Here is a 17,528-nt window from a genome sequence, read left to right on the forward strand (position 1 = left end):
CGCGCCGGGGCCCCGTGAGGCAATGGGTGGGAGCCCACTGCTCCCCCGGCTCTGCGCCCCGCGCCTGCCTTCTGGGATGGTCCCCAGCGTGTTCACAAGTGATTCTCAGGTCACCGCAGGAAGGTGTAACCATGACAGACCAGCGTGATCCGTACGCCGACCGTCCGTACGTCCCGCCGACGGCACCTCAGGAGTCGCAGCCCACCGGCGCGTCCGGTGGCTGGCCCTTCTCCGAGCCGCGCGCGCAGGACGCGCCGACCGGCGATCTCCCGACCCATTCCCCCACCACCGACCACGAGCCCACCGTGGCCATGTCCGAGCCGACCGTCGCGTTCGGCGGCGGCCCCGGCGGCCCCCAGGGTCCCGGCAACGGCGGCCCCCAGGGCCCCGCCCCCGTCGCACCGCAGCCGCGCAAGAAGCGCCGCGCCGGCCGCCTGGTCGCCGCCGCCACGGGTGTCGTGCTGCTGGCCGGCGCCTCCGCCGCCGGCGGTGCCGCCATCTACGCGGCGATGGAGGACGACGGCCCCGTCACCAGCAACACCGGCACGACCCTCGACAAGCCGGTCTCGTCGTCGCAGACCACCAGCGACGTCATGGCCGCGGCCGAGGCCGTCCTGCCCGCCACGGTCAAGATCAACGTCACCGGCAGTGGCGAGTCCGGCACCGGAACCGGCGTCGTCATCAGCGAGAACGGCACCATCTTGACGAACAACCACGTCATCGAGGCGGCCGCCGACGGAGGCTCCATCACCGTCGCCTTCAACGACGGCACCAACGCCAAGGCCCGCATCGTGGGCCGGGACGTCGCCACCGACGTGGCCGTCATCCAGGCCGAGGACGTCGACGACCTGCCCACCGCGACCCTGGGCAACTCCAAGGACGTCAAGGTCGGCCAGACCGTCGTGGCCATCGGTTCGCCGTTCGGCCTGGAGTCGACCGTCACCACCGGCATCGTCTCCGCGCTCAACCGGCCGGTCTCTCCCGGCGACGGCTCGGGCTCGGGTGGCACGACCACGACGTTCCCCGCGATCCAGACCGACGCGGCGATCAACCCCGGCAACTCCGGCGGCCCGCTGGTCGACATCCAGGGCAACGTCATCGGCATCAACTCGGCCATCAACACCGGCGGCAACGGCAACGGCTCCGTCGGCCTGGGCTTCGCGATCCCGATCAACCTGGTCAACAGCGTCGCCTCGCAGATCCTCGACGGCAAGACCGTCGAGCACGCCCAGATCGGCGTCCAGGTCAGCAACGCCACCAGCGAGGACCAGGTGACGACGACCGGCGCCGAGATCAGCGAGGTCAGCGCCGGCAGCGCGGGCGAGAAGGCCGGGCTCAAGGCCGGGGACATCGTCACCAAGGTCGACGGCAACCCGATCTCGAGCAACGGTGCCCTGGTCGCCACGGTCCGCGGCTACCGGCCGGGCGACACGATCGACCTGACCGTGCTGCGCGACGGCAAGACCCGCAACATCTCGGTCAAGCTCGGCAGCGACAACGGCGCGGCCGCGAAGGCCCAGGACTGAGCCAATCGCAGCACGAGGCGGGCCCCGTCACCGATCGGTGACGGGGCCCGCCTCTTTCGCTGGTCAGGACCGGCGGATCACCACCAGCGACCCCACAGGTGCCCGTGGCGCTTGAACCGGGGCTTGCGCTTCGCCTCCTTCGGGTAGGCGGCATCGACCTCGACCTCGACCAACCAGCCGGCGACCGGCAGGTTCGCGACCTGCACCATGAACCGCGACGGACGTGCCGCCGTCGCGACGAAGGGAGGAGCAGCCGGAGCGGTGCCCAGGCGCACGTCGATCGCCTTGCCGGTCGACACCGAGGTGTTCGCGAAGTACTGACGGTAGCCGCGGTTGAATCCGTTGAAGTCCGCGGTCGAGCCGTCGGGCGACGCGACGAACACGCGCATCGCGTAGACGTCGTCGAAGTCCAGGCCCTGGGCCTGCAGATTCTCACCGATGCGCCGCATGACGTTGATCGCCTGCGCCTCGGTGACCGTCACACCCTCGGGCAACACCCCGCCGGGGAAGATGGCCGTGTCGATGTAGCGCTCCGGGGTTCCAGCAGGTGCCGCCGAGTTCAAACCCGACGGGCCGAGCCCACTGGACTTGTAGGTCGGCGTGTCCTTGCCGATCGCGACGCCGTTCGCGATCTGCGGGTTGTCGGAGCCCTCGGGCAGGACGGAGGACGTCGTTCCGGGCTTGGGCGGGTCGGGCTTGACTGATGCGGCGACAACGGCGGTGCCCGGGACGAGCACGATCGCCATCACGGCGGCGATGAACCCGATCTTGCGTGTGGACATGGTTCTCCTCTGGATGGTGGAGCGGGAAGGACGGGGCGACGTCATCGGGACGTGACCCGCTGATGGATCTGCTCGACGACCTCACGGGCCGACACGATGCCGCCGTGCTGCCAGGCGATGGTGTGGGAGAGCCAGTCACCGGCGAAGTAGACGTTCTTCGTCGGGGCGACCAGACGGTCGTAGTGGCCGTCGGTGCGCGACCGCCAGCCGACCCAGGCTCCTTCGATGTGCTTGACGGTCGACCAGTTGACACTGAATGCCGAGGCGACGTTCTGCTTGTAGGCCTGGCCGTGGATCTCCGCACCCTGCTCCAGCGCCTTGGCCAGCCGCTGCTTCGGTGTCAGCGCGCCGTAGGTGTTGGCGCTCGATCCGGTGTTGTAGTAACCGACCATCACGCCGCGCTTGCTGTGGAACCCCGAGCTGGGGTACCACATGTTCCCGAGCTCGTTGTTCGCGTTGGTGATGCCGCCGTAGATCTGGTGATCGAGCTCCCACCACCGGCGGGAGTACTCGATGCCGATCTTGCCCGCGTTGGTGACCGTCGGCGCCTGGAGCGCGGTGATGACCTCCGTCGGCAGGTTGCTGGGGATCTTCGCCGCGATCTGCGGCGGGACGGTGCAGATCGCGAAGTCCGCCTCGATCTTGCGCTTGGACTGACCCTGTTGATAGACGACCTCGACCCCCTTGGCCGTGTTCTGCAGCGACAGGGCCGGCGCGCCGAACTTGACCCGGTGCCGGCCGATGGCGCGGACGAACGCCTCGGAGATCGCCTGCATGCCGCCCTTGGGGTGAAGCATCTGCATCGCCTGGTCCCAGCCGCTCTCGAAAGAGAAGTAGTTGCCGATCCCACTGGCGAACACGTCGGAGAGGCTGAACGGCTCGGTCGGCGTACCGGCGGTGACACCGGGCTCGACCGAGTAGCCGCGCCGGCCGCTGCCGGTGTACTTGAAGCTCGCGGCCGGGTCGCCGGGCACCTTGGGACCGATCGATCCGAAACTGCGGGCGAAGGAGATGATGCGTTCCTTGTCCTCGGTCGTCACGTACTGGTCGAGCGCACCCTGGTCGGTCGCCTTGGCCAGCAGCTCGGCCACGTAGCCGTACGTGTCGGCCTTGGCCTCGCGGTGCCTGATCGCCTGGCCCGACAACCCGTGATCCCCCGAGCGCCACAGGTAGCCGTGGGCGTTCTGGTTGACGAACGTCTCGAGCTCGACCCCCAGTTCGCGGCAGTAGTCGACCGTGACGTGGTGCTGCGGTAGGCGCCCCGCACCAGCGTTCATCCACTGGCCCCGACTGAATCCGGCGCGCTGGGTCTGACCGACGGTGTCCGTCACCTTGTCTCCACCCTGGACGGTCCAGGCGCGGCCACCGGGCCGCTCGTTGGCCTCCAGCACCGTGACGTCGTAGCCGCCCTTGAGCAGCTCGTACGCAGCGGTGAGGCCCGCAACGCCAGCGCCGAGAATCACGACGCTCTTGCGACCGTGACGCCCCAGCGACCCCGGCTTGAGCGGGTTGAACGGAGGGGTGTTGGCCTGGGCGGCCGAGGTCATTCCCAGCGAGCCCATCGTGTGGAGCATGACTCCGGCGCCACCGGCGACGCCCACCTTCTGAAGAAAGTCCCTCCGAGTTTGTTGCATGTGTTTCCTCCTGGACCAAGGTCTGTGACTGCGAACGGTCGCCCGAGAACATCCACCGGACGAACAGGAAGTTATGGAGGGGCCGTTTCGGCCACGGCACTCGTGGATGCCGCTGAGGTAAACAGTCACTTACTCCGGCGACGGCAGACGCCGGGACCTCCGACAGCCTCGGATCCCAAGGAAAACATCGAGGCGACGGCCAGCAGGTGACCGTCTCGAGCGCATCCGCGTCGAAACACCAACGTCATCGGGGCACGTCACCGGATCGGTCGCGGGCAGCGGCCGAACGCGTCGCCGGCTGGCGGAGAGGGGACGGACCGCGGGCGCCCGGCCGCGCCGGACCGCGGCCCGTGACGGTCAGCGGCGCTGGGCGTCCTCGTCGGTCGAGAAGTACTCGTCGAGGTCGAGATCGGCCTTCAGATCCAGGTCGATCTGGGACTCCAGGTCGTCGCGCAGCCGCTGCGAATGCTCACGGAGCTCGCGGATCGTGCGGCCGGCCGTGCGGGCCATTTGCGGCAACCGCTCAGGGCCGAAGACCACGAGCGCCACGAAGGCGAGCAACGCGAGCTCCAGCGGGCCGAGTCCGAACATGCCGCGACGCTAACACGCCCCGCTGGTCCGGCCGCAAGGCGGAATCGGCCGGGAAACACAGGTTTCACGCGATCGTCTCGACGGTGAAACCCGCCATCTGGGGTGCTGGCTAGCGTGATGAGGGCACACCCACCACGGATGGAGAACCATGCCTCATCTCGGCCCCACCGAACTGCTCATGATCGTCGGCGTCGTGGTCCTGCTCTTCGGCGGACGCAAGCTCCCCGAGCTGGCCCGCGGCACCGGACAGGCCCTGCGCATCTTCAAGTCCGAGGTCACCCAACCCGACGAGCTGACGGCTGAGGCCGACTCCCGGCCGACGTCGGACGTCGATCCGATCGCGACCGAGGTCGTCGCCGAGCCGACCAACCCGCGTTCCTGAACCCTTGTCCACCGTCGGCACGCTCCGGTCCAAGCTCCGGCGCCGCACGGCCGCGAGCCGGCCCGGTGCGGCGATGACCTTCACCGACCATCTGCGCGAGTTGCGCCGACGCTCGGTCAGGGCCGTCGTCGCGATGGCCCTCGGAACCGCTGTCGCCTGGCTCTTGTTCGAGCCGATCTTCACCTGGCTCGTGGCCCCGTATGCCGAGGTCAAGCCCGTCCTCGCCGAGCGGGGCATCGACACCACTCTCGTCTTCACCGGGATCGGCGGCGCGTTCCAGTTCCAGCTGAAGGTCTCGATCGTCGCGGGATTCGTGCTGTCCAGCCCGTGGTGGATCTGGCAGGTGTGGGCCTACGTCGTGCCCGCGCTGCACCACGGCGAGAAGCGCGCGGCGCTCACCCTCAGCGCCGTCTGCACGCCGCTGTTCCTCGCCGGCGCCTGGTTCGGCTACCTGATCCTGCCGCGTGCCATCGAGTTCCTCGTCGGGTTCGTCCCCCAGAACGCCGAGTCCCTGCTCACCGGGGCGGACTACCTGGACTTCTCCTTGCGCATCATGTTGGTCTTCGCCGTCGCTGCGCAGTTGCCGGTCGTCATCGTGATGCTGCACCGCCTCGGGATGATCAACGGACCCCAACTCGTGCATGCCCGACCGTGGATCATCACCGGCATCTTCGCGTTCGCGGGAATCGCCACCCCCACGGTCGACCCGGTCACGATGGCGCTGCTCGCCACGCCGATGGTCGTGCTGTACGGCGTGGCCGAGGTGATCGTCAGGGTGCGCGAACGCCGGGGCGCTGTGACGCCGGACGCCGCGCCCTGACCATCGCTCAACCCAGCAGGGCCTCGGTCAGCTCGCGCAGGATGCCGTAGCCGTTCTGCGTCAGGATCGACTCGGCGTGGAACTGGATCCCGCGGTAGTGCGGTCCGGCGACGAGGTGGATGTCGCCCGTCTCCGGGTCGGTCTCGACCGTGACGCCCTCGGGCAGGCCCGCCTCGGGGACCCGGCCGACGAAGGTGTTGTAGAACCCCACCGTCTCGGTGCGGCCCAGCACCGGCAGCGCGCTCTGCGTTCCCTGGAAGACGATGTCCTTGTAGACCAGGTCCAGCCCCAGCGCGTCGCACAGCGTCTGGTGACCCAGGCAGATCGCCAGGAACGGCTGGCCCCGGTCCAACAGCCGGCGGGTGGCGCGGCGCAGCACCGAGATCTTGGCGTCGTCGCCGTCGCGCGGGTCGCCGGGGCCGGGGCCGATCACGACGAGGTCGTGGTCGTCGAGGGCGCTCTCGGTCCACTCGTCGTGCCGGACGATGTCGGTGGTCATGCCCATGACGCCGAAGACGTGCGACAGCATGTTGACGAAGTCGTCCTCACCGTCCAGGACGACCACGCGCTTGCCCGAAAGCGAAGGCACCTGCGGCGTGCCGGACTGGTCGCTCAGCCAGAACTGGCTGAGTCGCTGGTTGCGCGAACCCAGCGCGATGAGCACGTCGTCCTCGCGGGTGAACGCGTCGAACCCCTCGACCGGCTCGGGCGCGGACTCGACCAGGCCGAAGGCGCTCAGGACGCCCGAGGCCTTCGCCCAGGTCTCCTTCGTCTCGTACTCGGCGTCCGAGTCGCGCACGAGGGTCGCACCGGCCGCGACGGTGAGATGGCCGTCCAGATCGACGTCGGCCGTCCGGATCAGAATCGGGGCGTCGAGGCGCGGGGCGCCCTGCTCGTCGCGGCCCATCAGCGCCGCGACGCTGGCGTAGTAGCCGCGACCCTGCGGCTCGTACTGCTTGATCAGGCGACACGCGTTCTCGACCGGGCTGCCCGTGACCGTGGCGGCGAACATCGAGTCGCGCAGGATGTCGCGCGGATCGAGGTCGGTGCGACCGGCCAGCAGGTACTCGGTGTGCACGAGGTGGCTCATCGGCTTGAGGTACGGCCCCAGCACGAGGCCGCCCTCGTGGCAGAGGTCGCACATCATCTTGAGCTCCTCGTCGACGACCATGAAGAGCTCGTAGATCTCCTTCTCGTCGGACAGGAACCTCAGCAGCTCGCGCTTGCGGTCGGCGTGGGTCTCGAGGCCGCGCATGCGGAACGTGCCGCTGATCGGGTTCATCCGCAGCTGTCCGGCGTCGAGGCTGACGTGCCGCTCGGGGCTGGCCCCGATCAGGTAGCGGTCGCCGGTGAAGATGCAGAACGTCCAGAACGCCCCCCTCTCGCGCTCCAGCAGCCGACGGAAGACCGACAACGCCGCCGCGTGGCCCCAGTCGGCGACGGTCGCGCGATAGCGACGTCCGATGACGAGGTTGGCGCCCTCGCCCTGACCGATCTCGTCGTCGATGATCCGCTGGGCCATCGCCGCATACTCCTCGTCCGAGGTCTCGAAGCCACCGCGGTCGGCCAGTTCGATCTGGTCCGACGGCAGCACCTCGAGCAGATCGGCGAGGGCGACGTCCTGGTTGAACCGCGCCTCGATGACCGACAGCGGGGTCCCGTCCTGGTGTGCCTCGAAGCCGCGCTCGGCGACCTGCGCGAAGGGCACCAGCACGAGGTGGTCCCACGCCGGGCCGGGGCCCTCGGCGAGGGGGACCTCGGCGAGCTTCTCGACGTCGTGGCGCGGGCCGCCGATGAGCGTGACCCGATCGGTCTCACGCCCGCGGATCAGGGCGAACGCCGGCTGGGCCAGCAGGTCGTCGAGCATCTGGTGCGTCATCGTGGTCTTCTTCCCGCGGTCGGACGAACGACGCCCAGACCGCCATGTGGGGGTCTGGGCGTGGGTACGTCGACAGTCCTCCTAGCGGAGGTGCCACCAGCAGCTGGTCGTCGACATGGCGCCAGCGTACCCGTCCCGGCCGGGCGTTCGCGGGCGGAGTCAGGCGAAGAGACGGCGCACCCGGTCGCGGGCGCGGCGCCACGTGGCGCGCGCGAACCCGGCGGTCGGCACCGGCTGGGCGCCGAGCATCGCCTCGGGAACCTTGCCGCCCCCGACGACCTCGGGCAGACCACTGGCGTGGACCAGACCCATCAGCGCGGCGGCACCCAGCTCCGGCGGCACCGAGGCGGTGGGCGTGCCCGCACCCTTGGGCCGCACACCGGAGGTGGGCATGGCGCCCAACGACGCGGGATCGCCGACGACATGGACACCGCTGGCCGCGATGCACGCGCCCATGCGACCGCCGAGCTCGGCGGCCTCGCGGGCGGCCCACCGAGGCGTCAGCAACCGCGGCTCGTCCGGCGCCGGGGTGCGCTGCTGGAGGTACCGCGCGACACCGAACCGGATGGCGTGGTGATGCACCGCCTGTGGCAGCCCCGACTTCGCGAACTGGCGGTTGAACTCGCGCAGCAGCTCGATCTCGGGCCAGGTCAGGGAGCGGTTGTCGACGACGGGAGTGCGCAGGGTGCCGGCCCGCAGCGAGAACAGCCCTTCGACGTCGCGCAGCAACTGCTCGGGGTCGGACTCGTCGAGCACCACCACGACGACTCGGTCCGGACCGACGACCTCGGCCCACCGGGCGACCAGCTGGTCGTGACGGTGCCGCCACCAGAACGACGGGGTCAACCGCGTGGTCTCGGCTTCGCGCAACATCGCCTTGAGCCACTTGCCGTAGCCGGTCTTCACCCCGTTCTGGACGTACTGCTGCCACTGGGACGGCATGATCCGCGGCAGCGGTCGCAGCGTCACCAGCACGTAGGGGTTCTCGCCGCCGAGCTCGGCCACCGCGCGGCGGATCGCCGACTCGCGGGCGTCCGCGAAGAACTCGCTGCTGACCAGCACCACCCGGTCCCGACTCTCCTGGACCTCCTTGACGAGGCGCCGCCACGGCCGGTCGTTGGCAGGAGCGTCGACCGGCGGCCGGGGGTTCTCGCCCGCAAGCATCGACAGGACCTCGTCGATCGGCTGGCTGGTGGTGCCGGCGTAGTGCAGGCCCTGGGCCGCCACCGCGTCGCGCGCGTCGTGCAGGGACCGCTGCACCGAGGTCGTCCCCGTCTTGTGCGGGCCGATGTGCAGCACCCGCGCACCGGGCGGGAAGTGGAAGCTCGAGCGGAGGGTCACGTCACCCTCCTCAGGGCGCCGCTGCCACGGGCAGGGTCGTGTACGCGCCGACGTCGATGACGGCACCGGGCTTGAACGTGACGACCTGGAGGCCGACGGCACGGCCGTCCTCGAAGGTCAGCACGGCCACCTGGGCGTCGCGACGCAGCTTGGTGCCGAGCGCGAACGCGTAGACCGCGCCGCCGGTGGAGCCGATCGTCAACTGGGTCGACGTGCCGTTCGGCCCCTCGGTGCTGACCGGGCCCTCCTGACGGTGGAGGTGTCCGCTGATGGCCAGGTCGACGCACCCCTGCGCGACGGTGGCCTTGGCCGAGGCGGCGCTGTGGGTGGCCAGCAGGCTGACCTCGCCGTCCTCACACGCCGTGTCGGCCAGCGCGACGTTCTGGTCGGTGATGGCGGAGATGTTGTCGTCCTCGTTGCCGTTGTAGCCGGCGGTCAGGCCCGAGCTGCGCGGATCGCTCTCACCGAGGATCCGCACGCCCTCGACCTCGACCGGCTCGCCGTCGAGCACGATGAAGTCGTGACGCTCCATCTCGTCGAGCACGTGGTCGCCGGTGTCGTGGTTGCCCGCGACGGCGACGATCGGCAGGTCGGCGAAGGTCTGACGCAGCGACTTGATGCTGAAGGCCTCCCAGGACGCACCGTTCGACGTGTCGTCGCCGAGGTCGAGCACGAAGGACGCGTCGGCGGCGTCGGCGACCTCGCGGGCGACGGGGTCCATGCCGACGTTGTTGTGCCGATCGGTGACGACCAGCGCGGTGGTCTGACCAGGCTCGGGCGCGCGGACGGCGATGCCCTTCGCCTTCTCGGCCAGGTCCGAATAGAACGACAGCGACGCCTGGTAGGTGTCGAGCGCGCCCTGGACGATGGCCTTGCTGGTGGCGGTGGCCGCCCCCCTCGAGATCTCGACCTTGTCCAGGCGTGGCTCGTCGGGCAGCTCGGGGAACTCCTGGCGGATCGGGACCCAGGCCACCTCGCGCTCGGTGTCGGGGTCCTGCGCATAGGCCATGACCGCGCCCAGCACCACGATCACCAGGACGCCCATGACCAACGCGGGGCGCGGGTCGGGCGGCCACGCCTCGCGCAGCTCGCGGCGACGCCGGGGACCCAGCGCCCACCACACGCCGCCCACGACGACCATCGCGACGACGCCGGCGGCGACGCCCCGCTGCAGGGCCGCCAGGGCCATGTCGGTCATCTCGGAGGTCATCGCGGCGATCTCGCCCTCGGGCTGGCTCGCGATCGCCGCGTCCTGCGCCAGGACGCGCTCGAGGTCGGTGTCGGGGCTGTCCCGCAGCACGACCTCGGCGCCGATGCCCAGCACGGCGTCCGAGGGCATGCGCAACTCGGGCAGCAGCGGTCCGGCCACGATCGTCACGTGGCCGTCGAAGGTGGGACTGGCGGTGGCGTTGTGGGCGCCGATCGTGACGGCCCGCTCCGTGTCGAGGAACGTCGCCGCGGTGACGGGCACGGCCACGACCAACCCGACGATCGCCAGGGCGAGCGCCGCGAGGGCACGGCTCACTCGGCCACCCGATCGAGCCACCGGCGCGAGGTGCCCACGGTGACGAGTCGCTGGGTCGCACGGGTCAGCACGACGTAGAGCGTGCGCCAGCCCGACGCGGCCTCGGAGACCACGGCGTCGGGATCGACCAGCACGACACCGTCGAACTCCAGTCCCTTGGTGTCGAGCGGCTCGAGCACGCGGAGCCGTTCGTCGGCCGGCACCGCCGCGGTGACCTCGGCCAGACGTCCCGCGGGGGCGACGACGGCGACGGTGCCCTCGACCTGCGTGAGCATCTCGGCGGCCATGTCGGCCACCCGGCCGAGCAGCTCGTCGCCGGGCACGACCTCGTGGTGCGGGTCGACTCCGGTGCGGCGGACCGCGTCGGCGAGATCGGGACGCTCGATCGCGTGGGTCGCGACCTGGGCGGCGAACTCGTAGATCTCGGCGGAGTTGCGGTAGTTCGTCGAGAGCCGGAAGCGGTGGACCGGCATCGTGCCGAGCGCCTCGTCGCGCGCGGCGGCCGATTCGGACGGGACCGGCCACGAGGACTGTGCCTCGTCGCCCACGATCGTCCAGCTGGCGGTGCGGCCACGACGGCCGAGCATGCGCCACTGCATCGGCGAGAGGTCCTGCGCCTCGTCGACCAGCACGTGCGCGTAGCCCACGTCGTCGATGCTGCCGGTGGCCTGGACCCGGTCCTCGCGCTCGCGCTGCTCGAAGCTCATCATCTGCTTCGGCGTGGCCCAGTCGTCCTCGGAGCGGACCGGCGCCTCACCGAGCAGGTGCCGCAGCTCGTCGATGAGCGGGATGTCCTCGATCGTGGGGTGGTCGGCCCACTCACGGCGCAGGACCTGCTGCTCGAACGAGGTGTAGAGATCGGACGCGACCTCGCCGAGGCGCGACGGGACGGACCGCCAGACCTCGACCGGGTCGAGCTCGGGCCACCACTCGTCGACGAACGTCTCGAACGTCAGGTCGCCGTCGAGCTGGTCGGCGAACGCCTCCTCGCCGCGGTCGAGACCGCGATCACCGGTGACGCGCTCCCACAGGGCCTTGACCAGTTCCTCGCGCGCGACGGCCTGGGTGGTGTTGGGCAGGCCGTTCGCCAGCACCCGGCGCCGGATGCGGGCCAGGTCGGAGGCCTCGAGCACGAGGCGGTCGTCCCGGTAGAACAGGTCGAAGCGGTGGGGTGCCCCCGCCTGCGGCGACCTCGCGACGCGGGCCAAGACCTTCGCCATGCGGGCCGAACCCAGCAGAGCCGCCATCTCGGGCGACGCGTGGCGGTCGGCCCGGATGCCGTCGACGACCTCGCCGATCGACCGCAGCACGACGCTGGTCTCGCCGAGGCTCGGCAGGACGCGCTCGATGTAGTTCATGAACACGCCGGACGGGCCGACCACCAGGACGCCGCCGGACTCGAAGCGGCGACGGTCCGTGTAGAGCAGGTAGGCCGCGCGGTGCAGCGCGACGACGGTCTTGCCCGTTCCGGGCCCGCCGCCGATGATCGTGGCGCCGCGAGCAGGGGCGCGGATGGCCTCGTCCTGCTCCTTCTGGATCGTGGCCACGACCGAGTGCATCGAGCTGTCGCGAGCGCGGCTGAGGCTGGCCAGCAGGGCACCCTCGCCGATCACGACCATGTCGTCGGGCGCCGCCTCGGCGTCGAGCAGCTCGTCCTCGATGCCGACGACGCGGTCGCCGCGGCAGCGCAGCACCCGACGCCGGACGACGCCGGCCGGATCCTGGGCGGTGGCCTGGTAGAACACGGCGGCAGCCGGAGCACGCCAGTCGACGAGGATGATCTCGCGGTCCTCGTCGCGCACGCCGATGCGACCGATGTACCGGGCGTCGCCGCCGTTCAGGTCGAGGCGGCCGAACACGAGCCCGTCGTGGGCGGCGTGCAGGGCGCTCAGCCGGCGCGAGGCCTGGTAGACCATCGCGTCGCGCTCGACCAGACCGCCCTCGTGGCCGATGTGGCCCCGAGCCAGGCCCTCGACGACGAGCGACTGGGCGACCTTGGTGGACTCCTCCAGCCGCTGGTAGACCGTGTCGACGTACGCCTGCTCGTGCTCGAGCTCGCGTTCATCGGGTGAGGGGTTGCTCATCAACGTCCTTCGCTGGCATGGGGGAACTCTCCATTCTAGGCACCGCAGGCCAGCCGGTCGCCCCCATCGCCACGCTTCGGGCTCAGTTGATGCGCAGGACCTTCGTCACCGTCTTCTCCGCGACCTTGGCGTCGCCGCTGTAGGTGATGGAGAACGAGTGCTGACCCTTCGGCAGGTTGCTCGCCGTCAGGATGCTCACGCCCAGGAAGACCCGGCCCTTCGCGACCGTCTTGTCACCGAGCCGGACCGTCACGGTGCCGGTCGGGACGGTGCCCTTCGCCGACACCCCGACGGTGAAGACCGCCGAGCGCCACAGACTCAGGGCGCCGACCTTGACCGTCGGCGCCAGCAGGACCGGACCACTGGTCGGAGCCGTGGTCGGCTCGGTGGTCGGCTCGACCGTGAACTCGGTCGTCGGCACGGTGCTCGGTTCGGTCGTCGGCCCCGGCGTGGGTCCATCGGTCGGCTGTTCGTCGACCTCGAAGGCCCGGATCAGGCGGTCACTGGGTCCCGTGCAGCTCACGGACGACGGGACTTCATCGCTGGCCGTGTTCAGCGAGAGATCCAGACGGAACGTGGCTGGCAGGCCGAACGTCACCACGCCGGCCACACCGCCCAGGGTCATCGGCATGATCTCGCCCTGTCCCGCCAACACCCACGGCTCGCCCACCTGCTGGGGCACGGGACTCAAGGGGAACTGCAGGGGTCGCATTGGAGCGTCGAACGGGGCCCCGTTGAACGTCACCGTCAAGGGCATCCCGGTGATCGAACCTGAGGATTCGCGTCCGCCCACGATGTCGGTGACGGCGCCACGCAGCAGCTCCGGCATGTGAAGACGCAGGAACAAGGGGCTTCCCGGCAGCGAGTCGCCCTGGAACGCCCCATAGTCCGTCGTCGCCGTGACCGCGACGTCCTGGGTGCCCAGCACCAGGCCACCGACGATCGTCTCGCAGCGGTACGTGATCGTCCGTGAGAGCTGACCCAACCCCATGGGCACCTCGCCGCCGGGCTCACCGGGCGGGTCCGTGGGGAACGGCGGCGTGGTGGGGTCGGTCGGCGGCGTCGGCTCGGTCGGCGGCGTCGGTTCGGTCGGCTGGCTCGGGAGATCGAGGACAGGCGGCTCCGGGGCGGTCTGACCGGCCAGCGCGATGCCGCCGAGCAGGCGGTCCTGACCGGCGGCGCACGTCGCCACCATCGGGTACGTCGAGTTGTCCGCCTTGTACAAGACCTGGGTGATCGTGAAGTTGTCCGGCAGCCCCAGCCAGACCGCGCCGGTGGCGTCCTGCGGGACGGTGATCGCCGGGATCGTGGCGGTGCCCTGCATCGTCCACGGCGGGTCGGCCGTCTCGGAGACGGACGCCCGCGAGAATGCCAGCGCGGTCGGCTCGAGCTCGGTCGTCCGGCCCGCAGTGGTGACCGACAGCGCCGCATCGGCAGCGGTCCCCTCCGCCTCCGTCGCCCCGAGCAACAGCGCCACGGACTGCCGCAGCCGCTCGCTCGACGTCCACCGGACCGTCAGTTCACGCGCCGCCAACACGTCCCCGGGCGCCGCGGTCTCGGGGTAGTCGGCCGTGGCCGCGAGGGAGAAGGCCTGGGTGCCCAGGTTCAGACCTGCCGCGGTCACCGCGCACTGGTAGGAAGCGGCTCGGGACAACGTCCCGGGTCCGACCGGGACCGCTCCTCCGGGCCCGGGCACCGGGTCGGTCGGCGGATCGGTCGGGTCCGTCGGGTCAGTCGGCGGGTCGGTGGGATCGGTGGGGTCCGGGGACGGGTCGGTCGTCGGATCGGACGGCACGGGCTCGGTCGTGGGGTTGACCGTCGGACGGTCCGTCGGGGGCGTCGGGTTGGTCGCCCCTGCCACGCGGATACCGCCGATCGTGTGATCCTCGGCTGCCTCGCAGGTGAGCGAAGCAGGGAGGCTGCCATAGTCGGCCGTCTCGAAGGCCCCCGCGATGCCGATGGTCCTGGGCAGGCCCAACCAGACCGCCTCACGGGCATCGTCGGGCACCGTGATCGCCGGCACCGTGGCCTCGGCGTCGAGTGTCCAGCCCCCGGAGGCGGGCAGGTCGGCGCGCGCGATCGTCAGCGAGGTGGGCGGCAGACCGGACCAGCGACCTGCGGTCTCGATCGCGAGCTCGACACCGTCGGCCGCTCCCTCGAACGATCTCGCCGCCAGAATCTCGTACGACGCCTCCCGGAGGAGCTCGGGCATCACCCAGGACACGTCGAGGGTCCGGGCCGGGAGCACGTCGCCAGGGGCCGGGGTCTCCGGGTACGTCACGGACGGGGTCGCAGTCACCCGGTGAACTCCCAGGTCCAACCCTCCGGCCCGGACGCGACAGTCGTACGGCAGGCTCGTCGCCAACTCGCCCGGACCGACGGGCAGGTCGCCGGCAGCTTGCGCGGGCGAGGTGGCGAGGACCGCGGTCAGCGTGGCGGCGACGGTGGCGGCCGGAGCAGCAACGGCAAGGAAGGTTCTCACTGGGGACACGACGACTCCTGGCTCCCACAGGCCCCCGAGGCCAGCCTGTCACTGATAGTTACAGCGTGACGGTACTCACATCCGGGCGCGATGACCAGCCCTCGAGCCACGGAGTGGGCGCGGCCGAGGCGCAGCCCGACTCCGGGTCGGAGGTATCAGGAGCGAACGGCACGGCTCTTCAACGACGGCGCCCCGCGAGCGCCGAACGTCGAGGGGGGACGGCCGGAGCCCGCGGGGCGCTCCCGGGCGAAGTGGGACGAATGTGTCAAATATTTCTGATGTAACTCCTGTTGTCACCTCGCGGCGCCGCGAGCGCGCCTAGCCTGAGGCCCCATCCCCCGAGGTCAGGAACCACCATGCGCCTGGGCTGACCCGCACAGCGGTCGTTCGAGCGCCCCCTTCAGCTCGGGGGAGGGGGCGCTGCTCGATCGTCACCACGTCTGCGCCGTTCAGGGCGCACGACGGGTCGGTCTTCGCCAGGTTCGGGGCGGTTCGTCACTGACCTCGGGGAGTGTGTCGTCATGCGCGTGCGCATCATCGCCCTGGCCGCTGTGCTCGGCCTCGTCGTCTCACTCGCGCCCGCCACGGCCGCCGAGGCGGCCGGGAAGCCTCGCTCCCGGTGCCGCACCGGTGCCCATCCGCCACACGCTGACCGGCCGTCGGGTCCTCGGCCTGGGCGACATGGGGAACACCGCAGTCGTGATCTCGCCACGGATCCGTTGCTCGCTCAACGCACTGCCCGCACTGCCGCTGCCGTGAGCCACGGCGCTTCGGCTGATTTCGGCGTTTCGGCGGACGGGCCGAGCCGGACTCGTTAAATTGTGGCGACCACAAATCCATCTCGGGGGAGAACATCCATGCGTCCACGCTCCATCGCCGTCGCCGCTGCCGTCGGCCTGATCGTCTCGCTCGCGCCCACGGCCTCGGCCGAGGCCGCGAAGAAGCCGACCTACAAGGTCTCGATCAAGTTGTCGACGACGAAGGCCGACGTCGGTCAGACCGTCAAGGTCTCGGGCAAGGTCCGAGGACCCAAGGCGGCCAAGAAGCGCCTCGCCGTCCAGGTCAAGGTCGGCGCCGGGAAGTGGAGGACCGTCAAGAAGGTCCGCACCACCAAGAAGCGCGGCTACGCGACCCGCATCAAGGTCTCGACCGCCGGTGCTCATGCCGTGCGCGTCGTCGCGCCGAAGTCCAAGCGCGCCCGCGCCGGCAAGAGCACGGCGCGCCGGTATGTCGGCTGGCGCTGGCTCGACCTCACGCAGCAGCCGATCGACGCGGAGGCGAATGCGGTGACCACCGGGCCCGCCACCGTTGCCGGCCGGACCTACCCGAAGGCCTGGCTCGTCTGGCAGTACGTGTCGCTCTTCATCGCCCCCGCCGGCTCGTGCGACACCTTCAGGTCGACGGTCGGAGTCCTCGACGAATCGGAAGGTGACGCCACGCTCCTCACCGTGAAGTCGCCTTACGACGTGCTGGACGACGATCCGAAGCCCGCGGAATCGCATTTCCAGGTCAAGGCGAAGACGGCGCCGCGCGCCTTCAACGCCTCGCTGACCGGCCAGCGTCTCTTCGGCTTCATGCACGGGTACACCCAGCGGATCGCCGTCATCGCCCCGCAGGCGCACTGTTCGGTGAACGCACTGAAGCCGGTTCCGTCGCAGGACTGACCGGAGCACGACGAGCGCCCCTCCCAGTCTCGGGAGGGGCGCTCGTCGTCGGGCCTGGGTCAGCCCTTGCGGGACAGGAACGCCAGCATGGCCTCGCGGGCCTCGTCGCTGCCGAAGAGCCGCGCCGACTGCTCGGCCACCTGGTCGCCCAGCCGATCGATGCGCTCGACGAGGTCGTGGTTCAGCAGCGCCTTCGTCTCGCGGAACCCCTGCGGGTACCCCTGGGCCAGGTCGGCGAGCACGGCCTGGAGCCCGGACTCGAGCTCACCGTCCTCGACGACGCGGGTGACCAGGCCGATCTCGGCCGCCTCGACGGCGTCGAACTTGCGCCCCGTGAGGAAGAGGTCGGACGCCGCTCGCGGGGCCAGCCGCGGCAACAACGACAGACTGATGACCGCGGGCGCCAGCGCCAGCCGGACCTCGGTCAGCGCGAACGTCACCGGACGCGTGGCCAACACGATGTCGGCGGCACCGACCAGGCCGAGACCACCCGCGCGCACGGGACCGCCGAGCGCCACCACGACGGGCTTCGCGCTCGTGGCCAGCCGACGCTGCAGGTCGATCAGCGCTGCCGCGCCCTGCTGCATCGAGCCCTCCGCCGCCTCCGACAGATCGGCACCCGAGCAGAACACGCGGTGAGCCGAGCGCAGCACGATCACCTTCGCGTCGGCGTCGGCCTCCGCGGTGGCCAGGTGGTCGCGCAGCTCGGTGACGAGCTGGCGGCTCAGCGCGTTGCGGTTGTGCTCGCTGTCGAGGGTGATCGTCGCGACGCCGTCGGCGACGTCCAGGTGGACGAGTTCGGTCATGGTGCTCCTCCG

At 70.5% G+C, this 17,528-nt stretch carries 14 protein-coding genes; 5 read left to right on the forward strand and 9 right to left on the reverse strand.

What is annotated here, in order from left to right; genetic code table 11:
- Positions 1-131: 131 nt before the first annotated feature.
- Positions 132-1,526 (forward strand): S1C family serine protease, encoded by a 1,395-nt coding sequence (locus GL325_RS14905; RefSeq protein WP_255499618.1) that lies wholly within the window; start codon positions 132-134, stop codon positions 1,524-1,526.
- 77 nt (positions 1,527-1,603) lie between these two features.
- On the opposite strand, the gene GL325_RS14910 is transcribed toward GL325_RS14905, so the two are convergent.
- From GL325_RS14910 to GL325_RS14920, 3 genes are all read right to left on the reverse strand, one after another.
- Positions 1,604-2,308 carry a Rid family hydrolase gene (locus GL325_RS14910; protein ID WP_154597452.1) on the reverse strand — a complete coding sequence of 235 codons (705 nt, stop codon included), beginning with the start codon at positions 2,306-2,308 and terminating at the stop codon, positions 1,604-1,606.
- A gap of 41 nt (positions 2,309-2,349) precedes the next feature.
- Positions 2,350-3,942 (reverse strand): flavin monoamine oxidase family protein, encoded by a 1,593-nt coding sequence (locus GL325_RS14915; RefSeq protein ID WP_154597451.1) that lies wholly within the window; start codon positions 3,940-3,942, stop codon positions 2,350-2,352.
- A 357-nt stretch (positions 3,943-4,299) separates the two neighbouring features.
- Positions 4,300-4,533 carry a twin-arginine translocase TatA/TatE family subunit gene (locus GL325_RS14920; protein ID WP_187770050.1) on the reverse strand — a complete coding sequence of 78 codons (234 nt, stop codon included), beginning with the start codon at positions 4,531-4,533 and terminating at the stop codon, positions 4,300-4,302.
- A 148-nt stretch (positions 4,534-4,681) separates the two neighbouring features.
- On the opposite strand from GL325_RS14920, the gene GL325_RS14925 reads away from it, so the two are divergent.
- Together GL325_RS14925 and tatC are read left to right on the forward strand one after the other, a co-directional pair.
- Positions 4,682-4,915, forward strand: a complete 234-nt coding sequence (locus GL325_RS14925; RefSeq protein WP_187770051.1) for a twin-arginine translocase TatA/TatE family subunit — start codon at positions 4,682-4,684, stop codon at positions 4,913-4,915.
- Between the two features lie 73 nt (positions 4,916-4,988).
- Positions 4,989-5,735, forward strand: a complete 747-nt coding sequence (tatC, locus tag GL325_RS14930) for a twin-arginine translocase subunit TatC (RefSeq protein WP_187770052.1) — start codon at positions 4,989-4,991, stop codon at positions 5,733-5,735.
- 7 nt (positions 5,736-5,742) lie between these two features.
- On the opposite strand, the gene GL325_RS14935 is transcribed toward tatC, so the two are convergent.
- The 5 genes from GL325_RS14935 to GL325_RS16045 form a co-directional block, all read right to left on the reverse strand.
- Positions 5,743-7,614 (reverse strand): anthranilate synthase family protein, encoded by a 1,872-nt coding sequence (locus GL325_RS14935; protein WP_187770053.1) that lies wholly within the window; start codon positions 7,612-7,614, stop codon positions 5,743-5,745.
- 159 nt (positions 7,615-7,773) lie between these two features.
- Positions 7,774-8,955 (reverse strand): hypothetical protein, encoded by a 1,182-nt coding sequence (locus tag GL325_RS14940; protein WP_187770054.1) that lies wholly within the window; start codon positions 8,953-8,955, stop codon positions 7,774-7,776.
- A 10-nt stretch (positions 8,956-8,965) separates the two neighbouring features.
- Entirely contained in the window at positions 8,966-10,480 is a 1,515-nt protein-coding gene (locus tag GL325_RS14945) for a metallophosphoesterase (RefSeq protein ID WP_154597445.1), read from the reverse strand.
- A complete protein-coding gene (locus GL325_RS14950) occupies positions 10,477-12,564 on the reverse strand; it encodes a UvrD-helicase domain-containing protein (protein ID WP_187770055.1) in 2,088 nt (695 codons plus the stop codon). The genes GL325_RS14945 and GL325_RS14950 overlap by 4 nt, the downstream gene beginning before the upstream one ends.
- Before the next feature lie 82 nt (positions 12,565-12,646).
- A complete protein-coding gene (locus GL325_RS16045; RefSeq protein WP_187770056.1) occupies positions 12,647-15,046 on the reverse strand; it encodes an Ig-like domain-containing protein in 2,400 nt (799 codons plus the stop codon).
- Positions 15,047-15,676: 630 nt separating this feature from the next.
- Here GL325_RS16045 and GL325_RS14960 point away from each other — a divergent pair.
- Both GL325_RS14960 and GL325_RS14965 read left to right on the forward strand, forming a co-directional pair.
- Positions 15,677-15,805 (forward strand): hypothetical protein, encoded by a 129-nt coding sequence (locus tag GL325_RS14960; RefSeq protein WP_255467077.1) that lies wholly within the window; start codon positions 15,677-15,679, stop codon positions 15,803-15,805.
- 98 nt (positions 15,806-15,903) lie between these two features.
- Positions 15,904-16,710: a hypothetical protein gene (locus GL325_RS14965; protein ID WP_154597442.1), complete on the forward strand. Its 807-nt coding sequence runs from the start codon at positions 15,904-15,906 to the stop codon at positions 16,708-16,710.
- Positions 16,711-16,769: 59 nt separating this feature from the next.
- Here GL325_RS14965 and GL325_RS14970 read toward each other — a convergent pair whose 3' ends face one another.
- Positions 16,770-17,516 carry an enoyl-CoA hydratase-related protein gene (locus GL325_RS14970; protein ID WP_187770057.1) on the reverse strand — a complete coding sequence of 249 codons (747 nt, stop codon included), beginning with the start codon at positions 17,514-17,516 and terminating at the stop codon, positions 16,770-16,772.
- Positions 17,517-17,528: the final 12 nt, after the last annotated feature.

The organism is Aeromicrobium sp. 636, from assembly GCF_024433585.1.
Classification (GTDB): Bacteria; Actinomycetota; Actinomycetes; order Propionibacteriales; family Nocardioidaceae; genus Aeromicrobium; species Aeromicrobium senzhongii.

What these genes read in the sequence shown, in the direction of transcription:
- GL325_RS14905 (WP_255499618.1), top strand. Translation starts at nt 132, where the DNA reads ATGACAGACCAGCGTGATCCGTACGCCGACCGTCCGTACGTCCCGCCG.
- GL325_RS14910 (WP_154597452.1), bottom strand. Translation starts at nt 2,308, where the DNA reads ATGTCCACACGCAAGATCGGGTTCATCGCCGCCGTGATGGCGATCGTG.
- GL325_RS14915 (WP_154597451.1), bottom strand. Translation starts at nt 3,942, where the DNA reads ATGCAACAAACTCGGAGGGACTTTCTTCAGAAGGTGGGCGTCGCCGGT.
- GL325_RS14920 (WP_187770050.1), bottom strand. Translation starts at nt 4,533, where the DNA reads ATGTTCGGACTCGGCCCGCTGGAGCTCGCGTTGCTCGCCTTCGTGGCG.
- GL325_RS14925 (WP_187770051.1), top strand. Translation starts at nt 4,682, where the DNA reads ATGCCTCATCTCGGCCCCACCGAACTGCTCATGATCGTCGGCGTCGTG.
- tatC (WP_187770052.1), top strand. Translation starts at nt 4,989, where the DNA reads ATGACCTTCACCGACCATCTGCGCGAGTTGCGCCGACGCTCGGTCAGG.
- GL325_RS14935 (WP_187770053.1), bottom strand. Translation starts at nt 7,614, where the DNA reads ATGACGCACCAGATGCTCGACGACCTGCTGGCCCAGCCGGCGTTCGCC.
- GL325_RS14950 (WP_187770055.1), bottom strand. Translation starts at nt 12,564, where the DNA reads ATGAGCAACCCCTCACCCGATGAACGCGAGCTCGAGCACGAGCAGGCG.
- GL325_RS14965 (WP_154597442.1), top strand. Translation starts at nt 15,904, where the DNA reads ATGCGTCCACGCTCCATCGCCGTCGCCGCTGCCGTCGGCCTGATCGTC.
- GL325_RS14970 (WP_187770057.1), bottom strand. Translation starts at nt 17,516, where the DNA reads ATGACCGAACTCGTCCACCTGGACGTCGCCGACGGCGTCGCGACGATC.